This is a genomic window from Dehalobacter sp. TBBPA1 (assembly GCF_040931655.1).
Classification (GTDB): domain Bacteria; phylum Bacillota; class Desulfitobacteriia; order Desulfitobacteriales; family Syntrophobotulaceae; genus Dehalobacter; species Dehalobacter restrictus.
This window is the reverse complement of the sequence record NZ_CP162385.1, coordinates 305001-322788: the sequence shown is the minus strand read 5'-3', so window position 1 is coordinate 322788 and position 17788 is coordinate 305001. Positions and strand designations below refer to the sequence as shown.

Genomic DNA, 17788 nt, shown 5'->3' with positions numbered 1-17788 from the left:
TTTAAGCTTGATTGGGGGGTTTTATACCCAGCACACGCTCCAAATATTTCTTGTTGTGGATAATCTGGCTATTTTCCGGAGAATATTTCCCTGCTATCTCATTATGCTCATAGGCCAACTTGTGTTGGCCTAAATGGTCATAACAAAGACATAGCTGGATATGCGGCAGCCACATTAATCGGCTATTTATTGGTTTTTTCAATTGGGCTGCCAGCTTGTACCAGAAAACAGCCTGTTCATATTGTTGAACATCCAGGAAATATAAACCTAAGTGACAACAAAACTCAGCGTTTGGGGGGGCATAGGCAAAGGTTTTTAAGATATATTCAAGTTGTTTATCCGTATCTCCGGAATTCTGAAAATAATCAACCAGTTTCCTGCAAGTTGCAATTTTTTCTTCAACCCCGCCCTGACCTGTCTTTAAATATTCCTGATACGCTTCAATCGCCCGGTTATTGCTTTCTATCAACAAATCCCTTAGCTCTGCACCGGGCAGACAGTCATGGATGCCAAGTTCTTCTTCCACAAATTTCTTCTGCGCTTCACTAATGATTTGCGTAGGACCCGCAAATATCTTTGCGGCCAAAACACCTATGGGATAATCTGTATAACTAAATTTGGAGGGCATAAGGGGTTCTCCGCCATTCTCCAAATCAGCCTCCTCCCCGTAGATAAAAAAGGGAATCCCCATTTCTACAGCATAAAAAGAATATGAGCCAACTTGATTAGATGTAGCATATTTATGCCTTCTGAGAAGATCATAAAATTTTTCTACGAATTCAAACCCCAATACCCAGACTGGCCCGGCTGTTACAACATTGAACCCATATTCTCTGTATTTCTCGTCCTTCTTTCTTTCGATATCATGAAGATGCAAACATATCGTTACTGGCTGAAACTCGCCCGGAAGATTTTGCAGCTGCTTACAATACGCGTCAATATCGAATACCGCGTCAATGGTTGAAGTAGAATGTGCGGGAAAGGCTATTGTCCCTTTAGCGGCTATATCCTTCTCTATATTCCTTAATTTTCGGTAGTGGATAAAAGGCGCGCCAACAATAGCCGCAGGAATACTGCTTTCTTCGTTCCACTCTTGCAAACGTCTTCTGCTCCATACCAGCATGAGGGGTTTATCCGTTTGAGCATCATAAGGATCAGGCTCCGGTATCGGATTCCACCCATGCTCATATCGGCAAAACAGCGGCAGCGTCGCTGGGCAGCCGGCATATTCTCTGATAATGGCATAAAGCCCGTAGATTGAAAGCCAATTCATTATTCACTCACCTATTAATTACTTCTTCTCCTCAGAAGTATTTTTAGCTAGAACACCCTCCAAATAATTCTTGTTATACAGGACCTGGGGATTTTCCGGATGATACCTCCTGGCCAGCTCATTATGCTCATAGGCCAACTCATATTGACCTAAACGGTCATAGCAAACGCACAACTGTAAATGCGGCAGCCAGGTCCAACACGCTTCAACCATGAAACCCGAACTGTCGACAGGTTTCTCCAATTTAGTCGCCAGTTTATACCAAAAAACGCTCTGAGCATACCGCTTTTCATTCAGAAAGTAGAAACCCAAGCGACAGCAAAATTCTGCCCTGGGAGAGGCATATTCAAAGGATTTATAGATATATTCCAGTTGTTGATCCTTTTCGTTCAAAGCTTGAAAACAATCTGCCAGTTTTCCGCAAGCAGAAATCTTGTCTTCAACCCAGCCTTGTTCCGTCTTCAGAAATTCTTGATAAACTTCGATTGCCCGGCGATGAAGCTGATGATCGAACAATTCATTGCCAAAGTAATATAAATCCCGCGGAGAAAATGGCTCCCCTTTATCTTTTCGCCTTTCAAATATTTTTAGGTTGCGATCAGAATTCTGGGCTTGTATACGCTTGTGGGTTACACAAATATCCGAACTTAAAACATTTCCCGACACTGCTAAATACTCGTGTACTGCTCCTATCCAGAGAAAGTTTTTATCCCGTTTAACCAGCCGATTTCTCCGGAAACTAAACGTGACTTTCCCAAACTGATCAAAGGCATAATGATAGGGCATACTCACGGCGTCCACAAGTGGATCAAAGTTTTTCTTAAGTTTTAGTAATTTTTCCCGTTCTTCAGCCAATAAGACATCATCCGCATCCAACCAAAGGATATAGTCCATAGTGGCTTGACTGAAAGCAAGATTGCGGGCAGCAGCAAAGCTATCTATCCAGATAAAATCAAAGATTTGATTTGTATATTTCTTAACAATCTCTTTGGTACGATCAGTAGAACCCGTATCAACAATAACTATTTCATCAGGAACACCTAGAACCGACTCGAGACAGCGGCCAATGGTCTTCTCTTCATTTTTAACAATAATACACAGGCTGATTGTGATCTCCTTTTCTCCCATGGTTCAATCCCCTTAGAAAATAATCTAGTTTATCATATTCAATACAAGCTTAAATGGGACAAATTACAAAAAATAAGGGCGTAACGTAACTTCCGTTACGCTACGTCCCATTTTGCTCATTCTAAAAAGTTATGATGTTTAGTTCAATATTAGTTCCGGTAGCGATTGTTGTTACGTTACTAACTGCAGTTACAATAACTCTGAGTTGGTACGTTGATGCGGCAGAGGTGGCAGGAGCTGTATCAACATACGTGTTTGACACGGGTAAAGTTTGAGTTGCAGTAGTTGTCCCGTTTCTCTGAATCGTCCGAGTGTTAATCAACGTTCCATCCCTGTATAATCGTAGCTCTGCGGTATAGGCCCAAGGGTTAGTCACTGTAGCGAACAACCCAAGGGCATAATCGATTTTGAGGTTCTGCCCCGCAGTGACGCTTTGAGTGACAGAGGTGACTGTAACTTCAGTGTTTAACGGTACCGTTGGCGGATTATAGACATCAATTGGGCCAACTGCATTCGTGAATGCTAACGTTGGCGTCCCTGTGGCTCCAGTGGCCCCAGCTATGCCAGTTGCTCCCGTTGCTCCCGCTATGCCTGTTGCTCCCGTGGCTCCGGTATCTCCTGTTGCACCAGTTGCTCCCGCTATGCCTGTCGCTCCCGTGGCTCCGGTATCTCCTGTTGCACCAGTTGCTCCCGCTATGCCTGTCGCTCCCGTGGCTCCGGTATCTCCTGTTGCACCAGTTGCTCCCGCTATGCCTGTTGCTCCCGTGGCTCCGGTATCTCCTGTTGCACCAGTTGCTCCCGCTATGCCTGTTGCTCCCGTGGCTCCGGTATCTCCTGTTGCACCAGTTGCTCCCGCTATGCCTGTTGCTCCCGTGGCTCCGGTATCTCCTGTTGCACCAGTTGCTCCCGCTATGCCTGTTGCTCCCGTGGCTCCGGTATCTCCTGTTGCACCAGTTGCTCCCGCTATGCCTGTTGCTCCCGTGGCTCCGGTATCTCCTGTTGCACCAGTTGCTCCCGCTATGCCTGTCGCTCCCGTGGCTCCGGTATCTCCTGTTGCACCAGTTGCTCCCGCTATGCCTGTCGCTCCCGTGGCTCCGGTATCTCCTGTTGCACCAGTTGCTCCCGCTATGCCTGTTGCTCCCGTGGCTCCGGTATCTCCTGTTGCACCAGTTGCTCCCGCTATGCCTGTTGCTCCCGTGGCTCCGGTATCTCCTGTTGCACCAGTTGCTCCCGCTATGCCTGTTGCTCCCGTGGCTCCGGTATCTCCTGTTGCACCAGTTGCTCCCGCTATGCCTGTTGCTCCCGTGGCTCCGGTATCTCCTGTTGCACCAGTTGCTCCCGCTATGCCTGTTGCTCCCGTGGCTCCGGTATCTCCTGTTGCACCAGTTGCTCCCGCTATGCCTGTCGCTCCCGTGGCTCCGGTATCTCCTGTTGCACCAGTTGCTCCCGCTATGCCTGTCGCTCCCGTGGCTCCGGTATCTCCTGTTGCACCAGTTGCTCCCGCTATGCCTGTTGCTCCCGTGGCTCCGGTATCTCCTGTTGCACCAGTTGCTCCCGCTATGCCTGTTGCTCCCGTGGCTCCGGTATCTCCTGTTGCACCAGTTGCTCCCGCTATGCCTGTTGCTCCCGTGGCTCCGGTATCTCCTGTTGCACCAGTTGCTCCCGCTATGCCTGTTGCTCCCGTGGCTCCGGTATCTCCTGTTGCACCAGTTGCTCCCGCTATGCCTGTTGCTCCCGTGGCTCCGGTATCTCCTGTTGCTCCGGTGGCTCCCACTATGCCTGTTGCTCCCGTGGCTCCGGTATCTCCTGTTGCACCAGTTGCTCCCGCTATGCCTGTCGCTCCCGTGGCTCCGGTTGGGCCCGTTGGGCCAATCACTCCACCCGAGAATGTGATTACAATTTCTGGTTCAAATGGAGTCCCGATACCATTGCCTCCGAATTCTACTTCAGTGGCTCCGTCAGGATTCGTTAATGCTATACCGAAATTTGGGAAAGTACCATTTAGCCATTGATTAAATAGCGTTGTGATATCAATTTCAATATATTGCAATACATCACTGGCGGAAACATTTTTGCTCGAACCAGTTGCTACATATCCTGGCTGTGTGTTATACGTTACCGTTGCCGTACTAAAGGGCGTTGTTACTCTGTTAACATTGATCGGGCTTGCTGCAACACCAGTTTTGGTAAAAACAAACAATCTGATAACGGCGTTATCAACAGCAGCCACAGGCAAAATTGGAATAATAAATGTTAGAAAACTGATGCAGTTTGCAAAAATTGCATCGTTTCCTGTAATTATTACTGCACTGGCTGACAAATTAACACTTGGTAATGCTGAGGACACGAATGTTGTCCCCGTAAATGGAATCGTTTGCTGTGGCATAATATCACCTCTTTCTTCCATATAATATATTCCGGCGTTTTATAGTTTGTCCCTATAAGCACAAGCATTAAGATAATAAAAAGACATATCCCCAGGAAGTCAGAAAGCTAACTTATACCACTAATGCCATTGAAGGATTCACCGTCGGCTCAGTGAGGTTACCAAAAGCAAATCCGTCTCTCCTACCATGATAACTTGCTTGAAATGCTTTACGTACCATGGCGAAAAAGTGGATAAGCCGGCGGCACGATTGGGGTCTAATTCATTCCCATCTGCAAATTTATTTCTGGGACCCTACGTCGTATGCTTCAATGGTTCGCGGGATGTGGCTCAAAGAATGCATTTCTCTGGTGTAAGCTCCATCCAGTACTTAAGGGTAGTATCCGCCGCCACCATATCAAGTCTTAATTTAGGTCAAATTGACAGTCAAGAAAATTCTTGTATGATGCAGACAAAAGGAGCAATGGGCTAATATACTAGGACCAATTGGACAATATTTTGATAAATAATATTTTGCCTTAAGATATTTTGGATTATTTTTAATAAATAATAAGTGCCACCCGCTTAACTAGCGGTTTTGTCACCCTATATGTTAATGTCCAATCTCCTATATATTGGAATGTATGCTCTCTAGCAGTGTGCCTATACTGAACACTTCTGTCTTAATTTCAGCAAGTCTGAATGTTGGACTATCTAACTTTTCCTCAATATTCTGGACTTCAAACTCGATAAGCTGAACCTCGGATTTGATCTCCTGCAGGCCAAAAAACGGATGGTAAACAGCATCTTCTATAGATTTTACTTCTGTTTTAATTTCTGCTAGTCCAAAAGTCGGGCTTTCAAGCAATTTCAATATTTTCTTGCAGTCAGAATGCTTATGACAATGTTCCTTTTTTTACAATGGAATTTAAATGCCTTATTGCAGAAAAATAGTATGCCTGCTGCAGTAACACATATTTTTCTATTATTAACAATCACGATCTTTTTTCTGCCAGGCAAATTCTTGGGACATTATCTGGCTTTCTTTCATGAACAATTTTTAACGTCTCACCACATAAGAAAAGTCCCCCCAGTTAATAATTTATTGAATCGTCGATTGCTTAAATCGCATGGTGAGCATAAAACTTATGACCAAAAAAATCAGACCCCGGAGCAATATTGTTACTCGCTCCAGGGTCTGCAAATTTTAAAAAACTGAAGTTTTGAGATATTCGTTAACTCAATGGACCTGATACATTCCTTTATTCTGCATATACCTGAAGATTTCTTCCCCCTGCCTTTGCTTTTCACTCTGTATACTATTCAGATCCTGACGGAGGGAGGTATCTTGGATTTCAAAAATTACCGTATTATAGGCCCCAGAGAGATATTTTTCTGTTGAGAGCATATCATGGCAAAGCATCGAATCTTTTTGACCCGTCATACCCTGAGACTGGCCTGATGTTCCGGAAGCTTGGCTCAAACTTTGATCAATTTTTTGAACATGCCGCTGTTCATGCTGCACCATGTTCTGAAAGAGTTGTTTGAGTTGTGGATCTTGAGCTTGATTGGCAAATTCACTGCATTTTTGAGCAAACATTTGCTCGTGGCTTTTCAGGTCTTCTAAAAGCATTTTTTCTTTCTGGCTTAATTGCATTTCAGTTCCTCCTATTATCAATATTCATTATATTTTGCTGAAAATCTATTATTATTATGCAAAAAGTTAAAATTCAAATTGTTCTTCTTTGTATAATCAATAAGAATATTGCAAGACTATAGAAGGTAACGAACGATTGAAATCTGAATGAAGGGGGAAATACATTTGTTCAAACATGATAAGCAGCTGCTGAAAGATGTACGCGTCGACGGTCCTAACCCAAATTATGCATCTTTAATGTTAGATCAATTAGGCGGACCGCATGGTGAGCTCAAAGCAGCTTTACAGTATCTGTCTCAGAGTTATCGCATCAAAGATGAAAAGATTAAGGATCTTTTCATGGATATTGCTTCAGAAGAATTAAGTCATATGGAAATGGTCGCCCAGACAGTCAATCTATTAAACGGCCACACGCTTGAAGCCATGAATACTTCTGTTGGCACCGTGGAATCACATGTCATCGGCGGACTTGCCCCCATGTTAACCAATGCTTCAGGCTATCCCTGGACCGGAGCATATATCGAGTGTACCGGCGATCTCGCTGCGGATTTACTGTCAGATATATCGGCTGAAACAAGGGCAAAAGTAGTTTATGAATATCTCTACCGGCAGATTAACGATAAAGGGGTAAGAGAAACAATTGACTTCCTTTTGAATAGGGAAGAAGCACATAATACACTTTTCCGGGAAGCATTCAATATGCTCCAGAATACAGGCTCACTCCAAGACTGGGGAGTTACTCAGGATTCCAAGGTATACTTTGATCTCTCAACACCTGGAAAGTACTTCAATGAACTTAAAGACCCCCAAGCGCCAAGATTCAATACTCCTGATCAACCCCACTAAATATAATAAAAACAACCCGGGATTTAATTCTCGGGTTGTTTGTGTTTCTCCTGTCATTAATTCTATCATTTGTCCTATCGTATATTAGAACTCAGGGCTTTTCCATTTTTTATACTTGGTCAATTCCTTGTCTAACTGGTTGAATATTAGCCCAAGAACAGCAGCATCATCGACTAGCCCCAGTGCAGCAATCCAATCAGGAACAAGATCAACAGGGGATACGAAATAGATAAGTCCGGCAATTACCGAAATTATGGCCGTTTTGGAGATCGTTCTGTAATCACCGTTTAACCAGTCTTTTAATAAAGAAAAGAGCAACTGAATTTTATCCCAGATACTCTGGATTACATCGCGGTTTTTATTGTTATCCGCTTTTTTCAGAGCTTCAGTAAGCAAATTTTCCGTCTTTACAGGGTTGTCCACATAGTCTTTAGCCTTGTTCTGCCAGCGCTCCATCTCTTGTGGCTCAACTATGATCTCTGCATCTTCGTATTGTTCAATTTCCTTAATATTATCAGCCATTTTTCTATCCTCCTGAATGCACCTTTACGACGAAAACTTTTGGCGAAGAGCAAAAATGACACTTGGTAAAACAGTGATGAAAATAATCGCAAAAATGATTAATGAAAAGTTCTGTTCGACTGTCGGAATGTTCCCAAAATAATATCCGCCCATCACAAAAAGTGAAATCCAGGCCAAAGCCCCACATATATTGTAGAGCATGAACTTCCACAGCCTCATGTTGCTGATCCCTCCGACAAATGGTGCAAATGTCCGGATAATTGGTAAAAACCGTGAAATAAAAATCGTTTTCCCGCCATGTTTTTCATAAAAACCATGGGTTTGAATGAGATATTTCTTTTTAAAGAGTCTGTTGTCTTTCCAATGGAAGGCTTTCTGTCCAAAAAATCTTCCAATGAAATAATTCTGCGTATTTCCTGCGATTGCCGCAATAAGCAGTAAGATAAAAGCAAATTTAATATTCATCGCCCCTGTTGCTCCCAGAGCCCCGATGACAAAAAGCAAAGAATCCCCCGGCAGAAACGGTGTTACAACAAGTCCGGTTTCACAAAAAATGATTAAAAAGATAATCAGATACGCCCAGACACCGTACGTTTGGACCAACATATCCAGGTATTTGTCAATATGTAAGACAATATCAATCAAACTCGTAATAAATTCCATCAAATTCTCCTTCATTCAAACAAGCATTTAAAATAAACACGTTAGGTTTTTGAATCATTTCCTTGCCTTTAATATAGTAATATAACCATGACAAAAGAACAAGAAACGGCTAATATTAAATCTTGATAATCAGATTAGCAGCCTGCTCTTAAAATTGTCTTAGAATTCTATAAAAATATATTATAATCCCAATATGATTAGCACAAATAAGCAGAACAAGCAATTTCGATATTATGATTGCCCTTAAACTGCTCAATCTTTATAGCATCTTGGAGTATTTCACTCTGATTGGAAATATACTGTCCGACGATCTCTTCAACCTCGGGAAGCGTATTCAAATCTTTTAAATAAACCATAAAAGAATAAATCTGATTTAAACTGCTCCCTGCCGACTCCAAGATATTCTTCAGGTTCTCCAAGCACTGCCTGACGGCCTGCTCGAAGTTATCGTCAATAAGCCTTTGGTCAAGTGGAGAAAAGGGCTGTATACCGGAACAGTGAAGATAATTTTCTATTATAACACCATGCGAAAAAGGCTCCTTAAACAGATAAAGCTTCTCGTTATTGATATATTTTTTTGAGCCCCGGTAGGCTGAAAATTCCAACTCAACATCGGCTGTGCTTTCTAAATCTGCAATTCGAATAAAAACCCGGATCGGATAATTTCCTTCTTTAAAATATAAAGAAAAAACTTCATCAATCTGGGAACCAAGTTCGATATTTCTAACCATAATGAGTACTGAATAAATGTCTTCCAGCTTAAAATCTTTTTTCCTCATAAAGACTCTAGCCATTTCAAATATTCTTTTTGTTTGAGTTTTGATGTCTTTATCTGCTAAGTTATTAACAAAATAGTCAATGAGCTCCAGGCTGGAAAAAAACAGATAGTTATTGTCTTCACCATTATTACCAGGCTGATTTTCTTTTGTCCGAGGTGTATCCATCATTTACTCTCCATTTACTGCTATTTCTCAACCAATTTACCCTATAGTATACTCAATTATTCATGGAAAGCAAATAAGAAACAGAGCACCATAGATGCTCTGTTCTTAATTACCTGGCAACGTGCTATTTTCCCTTGCAGTATCGTCGCCCCAGGAGGTCTTAACTTCCGTGTTCGGGATGGGAACGGGTGGTACCCCTCCGGTATAGTCACCAGATCTTTTCGAGGCTCGAGGTTCGAAGCTCAAGGTTCGATCTAGTTGGAATCGGCTTACCGATTCCTTCTTTAATCTTTCCGTGCTTCTAGCTCGTTCTCTCAAAACTGCACAACAAATCAGCTTCATGCATTCAATCATCAATCTAGGAATCTAAAGGTCAAGACCTCGACCTATTAGTACCGGTCCGCTCCACATGTCACCATGCTTCCACTCCCGGCCTATCAACCTGATCATCTTTCAGGGGTCTTACCAGATTAACTCTGTGGGAAATCTCATCTTGAAGCTGGTTTCGCACTTAGATGCTTTCAGCGCTTATCCATTCCGGATATAGCTACCCAGCTATGCCTCTGGCGAGACAACTGGTACACCAGTGATCCGTCCAACCCGGTCCTCTCGTACTAGGGTCAGATCTCCTCAAATTTCCTGCGCCTGCGACGGATAGGGACCGAACTGTCTCACGACGTTCTGAACCCAGCTCACGTACCGCTTTAATGGGCGAACAGCCCAACCCTTGGGACCTACTACAGCCCCAGGATGCGATGAGCCGACATCGAGGTGCCAAACCTCCCCGTCGATGTGAACTCTTGGGGGAGATAAGCCTGTTATCCCCAGGGTAGCTTTTATCCGTTGAGCGATGGCCCTTCCACTCGGAACCACCGGATCACTAAGCCCTACTTTCGTACCAGGTCGACTTGTTTGTCTCTCTGTTAAGCTCCCTTTTGCCTTTACACTCTTCGCGCGATTTCCATCCGCGCTGAGGGAACCTTTGGGCGCCTCCGTTACTCTTTAGGAGGCGACCGCCCCAGTCAAACCGCCCGCCTGACACTGTCCCCAACCCCGATTCAGGGGCCTAGGTTAGAACTTCAGTACAAAAAGAGTGGTATCCCACCGGCGGCTCCACCAATACTGGCGTACTGGCTTCCAAGCCTCCCACCTATCCTGTACATTTTATACCAAAATCCAATGTCAAGCTGCAGTAAAGCTCCATGGGGTCTTTCTGTCCTGTCGCAGGTAACCCGCATCTTCACGGGTATTACAATTTCGCCGAGTCCCTCGTTGAGACAGTGTCCAGATCGTTACGCCTTTCGTGCGGGTCGGAACTTACCCGACAAGGAATTTCGCTACCTTAGGACCGTTATAGTTACGGCCGCCGTTTACTGGGGCTTCAATTCAATGCTTCGATTGCTCTAACATCTCCTCTTAACCTTCCAGCACCGGGCAGGCGTCAGCCCCTATACTTCTCCTTACGGATTTGCAGGGACCTGTGTTTTTGTTAAACAGTCGCCTGGACTATTTCTCTGCGGCTCTGTTGCCAGAGCACCCCTTCTCCCGAAGTTACGGGGTCATTTTGCCGAGTTCCTTAACGAGGGTTTTCTCGCGCGCCTTAGGATTCTCTCCTCATCTACCTGTGTCGGTTTGCGGTACGGGCACCACATTTCTCACTAGAGGCTTTTCTTGACAGTATGAACTATCCCGCTTCGCTACTTATTTTCGCTCCCCATCACATCTCACGGTTTAGCGCTGCGGATTTGCCTACAGCACCCACTTGATGTTTGGACGTGCATAACCAACAGCACGCTCAGGTCATCCTCCTGTGTCACCCCATCGCTCAAACGATTTATGGTGGTATTGGAATTTCAACCAATTGTCCATCGCCTACGCCTTTCGGCCTCAGCTTAGGTCCCGACTTACCCTGGGCGGACGAGCCTTCCCCAGGAAACCTTAGATTTTCGGCGGGAAGGATTCTCACCTTCCTTTTCGCATACTCATACCGGCATTCTCTCTTGTCACCACTCCAGTAAACCTTACAGTTATCCTTCTACGCTGTGACAATGCTCCCCTACCCATTCAGAAGTCAGATGACAGATTCCAGAAGCCAGATTATTCCCAATTCTGATGAAGCTTATAGAGTTGCTTGCCTAACTCATCATATCTGTTAAACAATTCTTTATACTCTTCTTCTTGGATATAACCTAGATCTTTCACTATCTCTAACAAGACCTTCGTTTCTTCTTTTGATCCTTGGGCCATTTGTAAGAATCGCTTGAATTCTGCATTTGAACTCTTCTTTCCATATCCCTCCGCTATTGTTATCGGTATGGATACTGCTGCTCTTCTTATTTGGCTCCCAATCTCATACTTTTCGAAGTCAGGAAATCTTTGGCTTATTCGATGAATTTCTAGTGCTAGCTTATATGCAATCTGATATACCCTCAGATCACGATAGCTTTCTATCATCTTTTACCTCTTTCCGACTTCTGGTCTCTGTCATCTGACCTCTGTATGCCGCGGCTTCGGTGCTACGCTTGAGCCCCGTTACATTTTCGGCGCAGAACCACTCGACCAGTGAGCTATTACGCACTCTTTAAATGGTGGCTGCTTCTAAGCCAACATCCTGGTTGTCCCTGCGGTTCCACATCCTTTTCCACTTAGCGTAGTCTCTGGGACCTTAGCCGTCGGTCTGGGCTGTTTCCCTCTCGACTATGAAGCTTATCCCCCACAGTCTGACTCCCAACTTCTAAAAATACGGTATTCGTAGTTTGATAGGGTTCAGTAACTTTTAAGCCCCTAGCCCATTCAGTGCTCTACCCCCGTATTTCATCCATTGAGGCTAGCCCTAAAGCTATTTCGGGGAGTACCAGCTATCTCCGTGTTCGATTGGCATTTCACCCCTACCCACAGTTCATCCCCTGCCTTTTCAACGACAGTGAGTTCGAGCCTCCAATGAGTTTTACCTCACCTTCACTCTGACCATGGGTAGATCACACGGTTTCGGGTCTGCAACATGCAACTAGTCGCCCTATTTAGACTCGCTTTCGCTTCGGCTCCGTATCTTAAATACTTAACCTCGCTGCATATCACAACTCGCCGGTTCATTCTACAAAAGGCACGCCATCACGCCTAAACGCTTTGACTGCTTGTAAGCATACGGTTTCAGGTTCTATTTCACTCCCCTCCCGGGGTGCTTTTCACCTTTCCCTCACGGTACTTGTTCACTATCGGTCGCCAAGTAGTATTTAGCCTTGGGGAGTGGTCTCCCCTGCTTCCCACGGGGTTTCTCGTGTCCCGCGGTACTCAGGATACTCTCTAAGCCAGTCTTCTTTTCGCTTACAGGGGTTTTACCTCCTATGCCGGAACTTTCCAGTTCGCTTCAGCTAAAAACACTGACCCGTTTTGAGAGTCCTACAACCCCAACCCAGAAGTCAGAAATCAGATTCCGGACGCCAGATGCTTGCTTGCATTCTGACCTCTGGCTTCTGGCCTCTGTCTTCTGGATTGGTTTGGGCTAGTCCCGTTTCGCTCGCCGCTACTCTGGGAATCGATTATTCTTTCTTTTCCTCCGGGTACTTAGATGTTTCAGTTCCCCGACTTGCCTTCGCTGTACCTATTTATTCAGTACAGGATATCCAAATATGACTCTGGATGGGTTGCCCCATTCGGACATCCACGGATCTATGCCTGCTTACGACTCCCCGTGGCATTTCGCTGTTAACCGCGTCCTTCTTCGGCTCTTGGCGCCAAGGCATCCACCGTATGCCCTTTATATCTTGACCTTCTGGTTCTTCCTCGACTTGTTATAGATGATTTGAATGTCTCCTATGCGCTTAGTAATTCTTACCTGACGGAGCATAGATGCTCCTAAGTTCAAATTCGCCACACGCGAAAACCTTAAGTTTTTGCGCTTTAGAATTTGAACGCCATTTTGTCTTTACTTTCGCATTTCGCATTCTGCTTTTCTCGTTGTGCAGTTTTCAAAGAACAAGGATGTTTTTCCATACTTACCAGAATCTCTGATATGTATGGACATTATTTGAGTGTTTCTTTTACACATTACTGTGCTCAGGTCACTCAAAACTAAACAACAAGAAATAAATTGCTAAACTCACCTTACTTGAGAGTCAGTCCAGTTTGCACTGCTTTACTCTAAGTACCGACCTTGGAGTAGATTGAAGTCTAGCTTCAATCGGTTCTCCTTAGAAAGGAGGTGATCCAGCCGCACCTTCCGATACGGCTACCTTGTTACGACTTCACCCCAATCATCTACCCCACCTTCGACGGCTGGCTCCTTACGGTTACCCCACCGGCTTCGGGTGTTGCAAACTTTCGTGGTGTGACGGGCGGTGTGTACAAGGCCCGGGAACGTATTCACCGCAGTGTGCTGACCTGCGATTACTAGCGATTCCGACTTCATGCAGGCGAGTTGCAGCCTGCAATCCGAACTGAGAACGGCTTTCTCGGATTTGCTTCACCTCGCGGCTTCGCTTCCGTCTGTACCGTCCATTGTAGCACGTGTGTAGCCCAAGACATAAGGGGCATGATGATTTGACGTCATCCCCACCTTCCTCCGGTTTGTCACCGGCAGTCTATCTAGAGTTCTCAGCTTTACCTGTTAGCAACTAAATATAGGGGTTGCGCTCGTTGCGGGACTTAACCCAACATCTCACGACACGAGCTGACGACAACCATGCACCACCTGTCTCAACTTTCCCCGAAGGGCACTCCCATATCTCTACGGGATTAGTTGGATGTCAAGCCTTGGTAAGGTTCTTCGCGTTGCGTCGAATTAAACCACATGCTCCACCGCTTGTGCGGGCCCCCGTCAATTCCTTTGAGTTTCAACCTTGCGGCCGTACTCCCCAGGCGGAATGCTTATTGTGTTAACTGCGGCACAGAAGGGGTCGATACCCTCTACACCTAGCATTCATCGTTTACGGCGTGGACTACCAGGGTATCTAATCCTGTTCGCTCCCCACGCTTTCGCGCCTCAGCGTCAGTTACAGTCCAGAAAGTCGCCTTCGCCACTGGTGTTCCTCCACATCTCTACGCATTTCACCGCTACACGTGGAATTCCACTTTCCTCTCCTGTCCTCAAGCCATACAGTTTCCAATGCTTTACGGAGTTAAGCTCCGCACTTTCACATCAGACTTATATAGCCGCCTACGCGCCCTTTACGCCCAATGATTCCGGACAACGCTTGCCCCCTACGTATTACCGCGGCTGCTGGCACGTAGTTAGCCGGGGCTTCCTCGTTAGGTACCGTCAATCACCTGCATTATTTACACAGATGCCGTTCTTCCCTAACAACAGTATTTTACAACCCGAAGGCCTTCTTCATACACGCGGCGTTGCTCCGTCAGACTTTCGTCCATTGCGGAAGATTCCCCACTGCTGCCTCCCGTAGGAGTCTGGGCCGTGTCTCAGTCCCAGTGTGGCCGTTTACCCTCTCAGGCCGGCTACTGATCGTCGCCTTGGTAGGCTTTTACCCCACCAACTAGCTAATCAGACGCGGGTCCATCCCTAAGCGCTAGCATTTTCAGAGGCCAGCTTTCTTCTCCAAGAGATGCCTCTCGGACAATACATCCGGTATTAGCAGCCGTTTCCAGCTGTTGTCCCGGTCTTAAGGGCAGGTTACCCACGCGTTACTCACCCGTTCGCCACTATCCTTCGCCTAACACCCAATGCTCACTCATGTGTTAGCAAGCTTTTTTTGCGTGGTGCGCTCTCTCAGGTTCACCCCACTATTTAACGTGTTATCCACTTTTAAATAGCGTGGTGCGCTCTCTTCGCTCGCGCACTCGCTTCTGTTGCTTGCTTCTTCTCACGTAAGCATTCGGTGTTAGGCGTCGGACCGTTCGACTTGCATGTGTTAGGCACGCCGCCAGCGTTCGTCCTGAGCCAGGATCAAACTCTCCATAAAAACTATTTACGGAGCTTGATTCAGCTCTTTGTTTACCAAAAATTCATTGACGAGTCTAGCTTTTAATTCATTCTTGTTGTTCAGTTTTCAATGACCTTTGCGCCACCAGAGACATTTTTGTTCTCCAGTCACAATTGTTGATTTTAGCAGTTTTTTTTAGAAATGTCAACTACCAATTTCTTCATCGTTGCTTTTTTGAATAAAAAAGCTTATTTTATTCACATCACGTCATTCGTCGATTGCAGCGTCTGTGATGCAGTTCCATCAACGACAGAAACTTATATTATCAGACTCATTACGCAAAGTCAACTGCTAAATTCTCTAACATGCTAAATCGTTAATACTGTCAAAATTTCAATACTTTGCAGAGATAAAGAATCTACACCTTAAAATAAATACCAATATGTATTTTATACATAATTGCATTATTCTTTTAAGCGACAGAAAAAATTGTAATATCAGATCCACATTAGAACATCAACTTACAATTATTTACTGATTATACTCTGTTTAAGCAAAAATTGTTTTGTAACAAGGATGGTCTTATATTCCCTCTTAATCTTGGGTGACTATAAATAAATCATCTACCGTCGTACGAAAAACCTTGGCAATATCAAATGCTAATTTTAGAGATGGATTGTACTTCCCACATGGCACTATAAGGCATCCATAGCCGTCGCAACAGCTATCTTTCCTTATAGCATCGTCGCCCCAGGAGGATACTCAAACTTCCTAATTGAACACCCTTTGCAAATAAGAAACAGAGCACCAAAATAGATGCTCTGTTCTTAATTACCTGGCAACGTGCTATTTTCCCTTGCAGTATCGTCGCCCCAGGAGGTCTTAACTTCCGTGTTCGGGATGGGAACGGGTGGTACCCCTCCGGTATAGTCACCAGATCTTTTCGAGGCTCGAGGTTCGAAGCTCAAGGTTCGATCTAGTTGGAATCGGCTTACCGATTCCTTCTTTAATCTTTCCGTGCTTCTAGCTCGTTCTCTCAAAACTGCACAACAAATCAGCTTCATGCATTCAATCATCAATCTAGGAATCTAAAGGTCAAGACCTCGACCTATTAGTACCGGTCCGCTCCACATGTCACCATGCTTCCACTCCCGGCCTATCAACCTGATCATCTTTCAGGGGTCTTACCAGATTAACTCTGTGGGAAATCTCATCTTGAAGCTGGTTTCGCACTTAGATGCTTTCAGCGCTTATCCATTCCGGATATAGCTACCCAGCTATGCCTCTGGCGAGACAACTGGTACACCAGTGATCCGTCCAACCCGGTCCTCTCGTACTAGGGTCAGATCTCCTCAAATTTCCTGCGCCTGCGACGGATAGGGACCGAACTGTCTCACGACGTTCTGAACCCAGCTCACGTACCGCTTTAATGGGCGAACAGCCCAACCCTTGGGACCTACTACAGCCCCAGGATGCGATGAGCCGACATCGAGGTGCCAAACCTCCCCGTCGATGTGAACTCTTGGGGGAGATAAGCCTGTTATCCCCAGGGTAGCTTTTATCCGTTGAGCGATGGCCCTTCCACTCGGAACCACCGGATCACTAAGCCCTACTTTCGTACCAGGTCGACTTGTTTGTCTCTCTGTTAAGCTCCCTTTTGCCTTTACACTCTTCGCGCGATTTCCATCCGCGCTGAGGGAACCTTTGGGCGCCTCCGTTACTCTTTAGGAGGCGACCGCCCCAGTCAAACCGCCCGCCTGACACTGTCCCCAACCCCGATTCAGGGGCCTAGGTTAGAACTTCAGTACAAAAAGAGTGGTATCCCACCGGCGGCTCCACCAATACTGGCGTACTGGCTTCCAAGCCTCCCACCTATCCTGTACATTTTATACCAAAATCCAATGTCAAGCTGCAGTAAAGCTCCATGGGGTCTTTCTGTCCTGTCGCAGGTAACCCGCATCTTCACGGGTATTACAATTTCGCCGAGTCCCTCGTTGAGACAGTGTCCAGATCGTTACGCCTTTCGTGCGGGTCGGAACTTACCCGACAAGGAATTTCGCTACCTTAGGACCGTTATAGTTACGGCCGCCGTTTACTGGGGCTTCAATTCAATGCTTCGATTGCTCTAACATCTCCTCTTAACCTTCCAGCACCGGGCAGGCGTCAGCCCCTATACTTCTCCTTACGGATTTGCAGGGACCTGTGTTTTTGTTAAACAGTCGCCTGGACTATTTCTCTGCGGCTCTGTTGCCAGAGCACCCCTTCTCCCGAAGTTACGGGGTCATTTTGCCGAGTTCCTTAACGAGGGTTTTCTCGCGCGCCTTAGGATTCTCTCCTCATCTACCTGTGTCGGTTTGCGGTACGGGCACCACATTTCTCACTAGAGGCTTTTCTTGACAGTATGAACTATCCCGCTTCGCTACTTATTTTCGCTCCCCATCACATCTCACGGTTTAGCGCTGCGGATTTGCCTACAGCACCCACTTGATGTTTGGACGTGCATAACCAACAGCA

At 45.6% G+C, this 17788-nt stretch carries 9 protein-coding genes, 5 rRNA genes and 1 pseudogene (1 of these 15 running past the window's edge); 1 reads left to right on the top strand and 14 read right to left on the bottom strand.

What is annotated here, in order from left to right:
* Position 1 precedes the first annotated feature (1 nt).
* The 5 genes from AB3489_RS01570 to AB3489_RS01550 all read right to left on the bottom strand — a co-directional run bounded on the left by AB3489_RS01570 (position 2) and on the right by AB3489_RS01550 (position 6423).
* Entirely contained in the window at positions 2-1273 is a 1272-nt protein-coding gene (locus tag AB3489_RS01570; RefSeq protein ID WP_368293714.1) for a tetratricopeptide repeat protein, read from the bottom strand.
* An 18-nt stretch (positions 1274-1291) separates the two neighbouring features.
* Positions 1292-2401 carry a glycosyltransferase gene (locus AB3489_RS01565; protein ID WP_368293713.1) on the bottom strand — a complete coding sequence of 370 codons (1110 nt, stop codon included), beginning with the start codon at positions 2399-2401 and terminating at the stop codon, positions 1292-1294.
* A gap of 121 nt (positions 2402-2522) precedes the next feature.
* The gene (locus AB3489_RS01560) at positions 2523-4808 is read right to left on the bottom strand and encodes a beta strand repeat-containing protein (RefSeq protein WP_368293712.1); all 2286 of its coding nucleotides are present in this window, start codon (positions 4806-4808) and stop codon (positions 2523-2525) included.
* Positions 4809-5394: 586 nt separating this feature from the next.
* The gene (locus AB3489_RS01555) at positions 5395-5640 is read right to left on the bottom strand and encodes a hypothetical protein (protein ID WP_368293711.1); all 246 of its coding nucleotides are present in this window, start codon (positions 5638-5640) and stop codon (positions 5395-5397) included.
* A 366-nt stretch (positions 5641-6006) separates the two neighbouring features.
* The gene (locus AB3489_RS01550) at positions 6007-6423 is read right to left on the bottom strand and encodes a spore coat protein (RefSeq protein WP_368293710.1); all 417 of its coding nucleotides are present in this window, start codon (positions 6421-6423) and stop codon (positions 6007-6009) included.
* A gap of 165 nt (positions 6424-6588) precedes the next feature.
* Between AB3489_RS01550 and AB3489_RS01545 the strand changes: the two genes are divergently transcribed.
* Positions 6589-7269: a manganese catalase family protein gene (locus AB3489_RS01545; protein WP_015043991.1), complete on the top strand. Its 681-nt coding sequence runs from the start codon at positions 6589-6591 to the stop codon at positions 7267-7269.
* An 84-nt stretch (positions 7270-7353) separates the two neighbouring features.
* Here the strand turns inward: AB3489_RS01545 and AB3489_RS01540 are convergent, their stop codons facing one another.
* The 9 genes and pseudogenes from AB3489_RS01540 to AB3489_RS01500 form a co-directional block, all read right to left on the bottom strand.
* On the bottom strand, positions 7354-7791 hold the full coding sequence (locus tag AB3489_RS01540) for a YkvA family protein (protein ID WP_368293709.1): 438 nt from the start codon (positions 7789-7791) through the stop codon (positions 7354-7356).
* Positions 7792-7815: 24 nt separating this feature from the next.
* On the bottom strand, positions 7816-8454 hold the full coding sequence (locus tag AB3489_RS01535; protein WP_368293707.1) for a DedA family protein: 639 nt from the start codon (positions 8452-8454) through the stop codon (positions 7816-7818).
* Positions 8455-8651: 197 nt separating this feature from the next.
* Positions 8652-9398 (bottom strand): RidA family protein, encoded by a 747-nt coding sequence (locus tag AB3489_RS01530; RefSeq protein ID WP_368293706.1) that lies wholly within the window; start codon positions 9396-9398, stop codon positions 8652-8654.
* A 111-nt stretch (positions 9399-9509) separates the two neighbouring features.
* Positions 9510-9614 (bottom strand): 5S ribosomal RNA (rrf, locus tag AB3489_RS01525).
* 153 nt (positions 9615-9767) lie between these two features.
* Positions 9768-13168 (bottom strand): 23S ribosomal RNA (locus AB3489_RS01520).
* Positions 13169-13592: 424 nt separating this feature from the next.
* A 16S ribosomal RNA gene (locus AB3489_RS01515) occupies positions 13593-15313 on the bottom strand.
* A gap of 555 nt (positions 15314-15868) precedes the next feature.
* Positions 15869-15961: pseudogene (locus tag AB3489_RS01510) on the bottom strand (helix-turn-helix transcriptional regulator); the annotation flags it as partial.
* 146 nt (positions 15962-16107) lie between these two features.
* Positions 16108-16212 (bottom strand): 5S ribosomal RNA (rrf, locus tag AB3489_RS01505).
* A gap of 153 nt (positions 16213-16365) precedes the next feature.
* A 23S ribosomal RNA gene (locus tag AB3489_RS01500) occupies positions 16366-17788 on the bottom strand; it runs 1978 nt beyond the window's last position.
* Together the 16S, 23S and 5S rRNA genes form the textbook arrangement of a ribosomal RNA operon.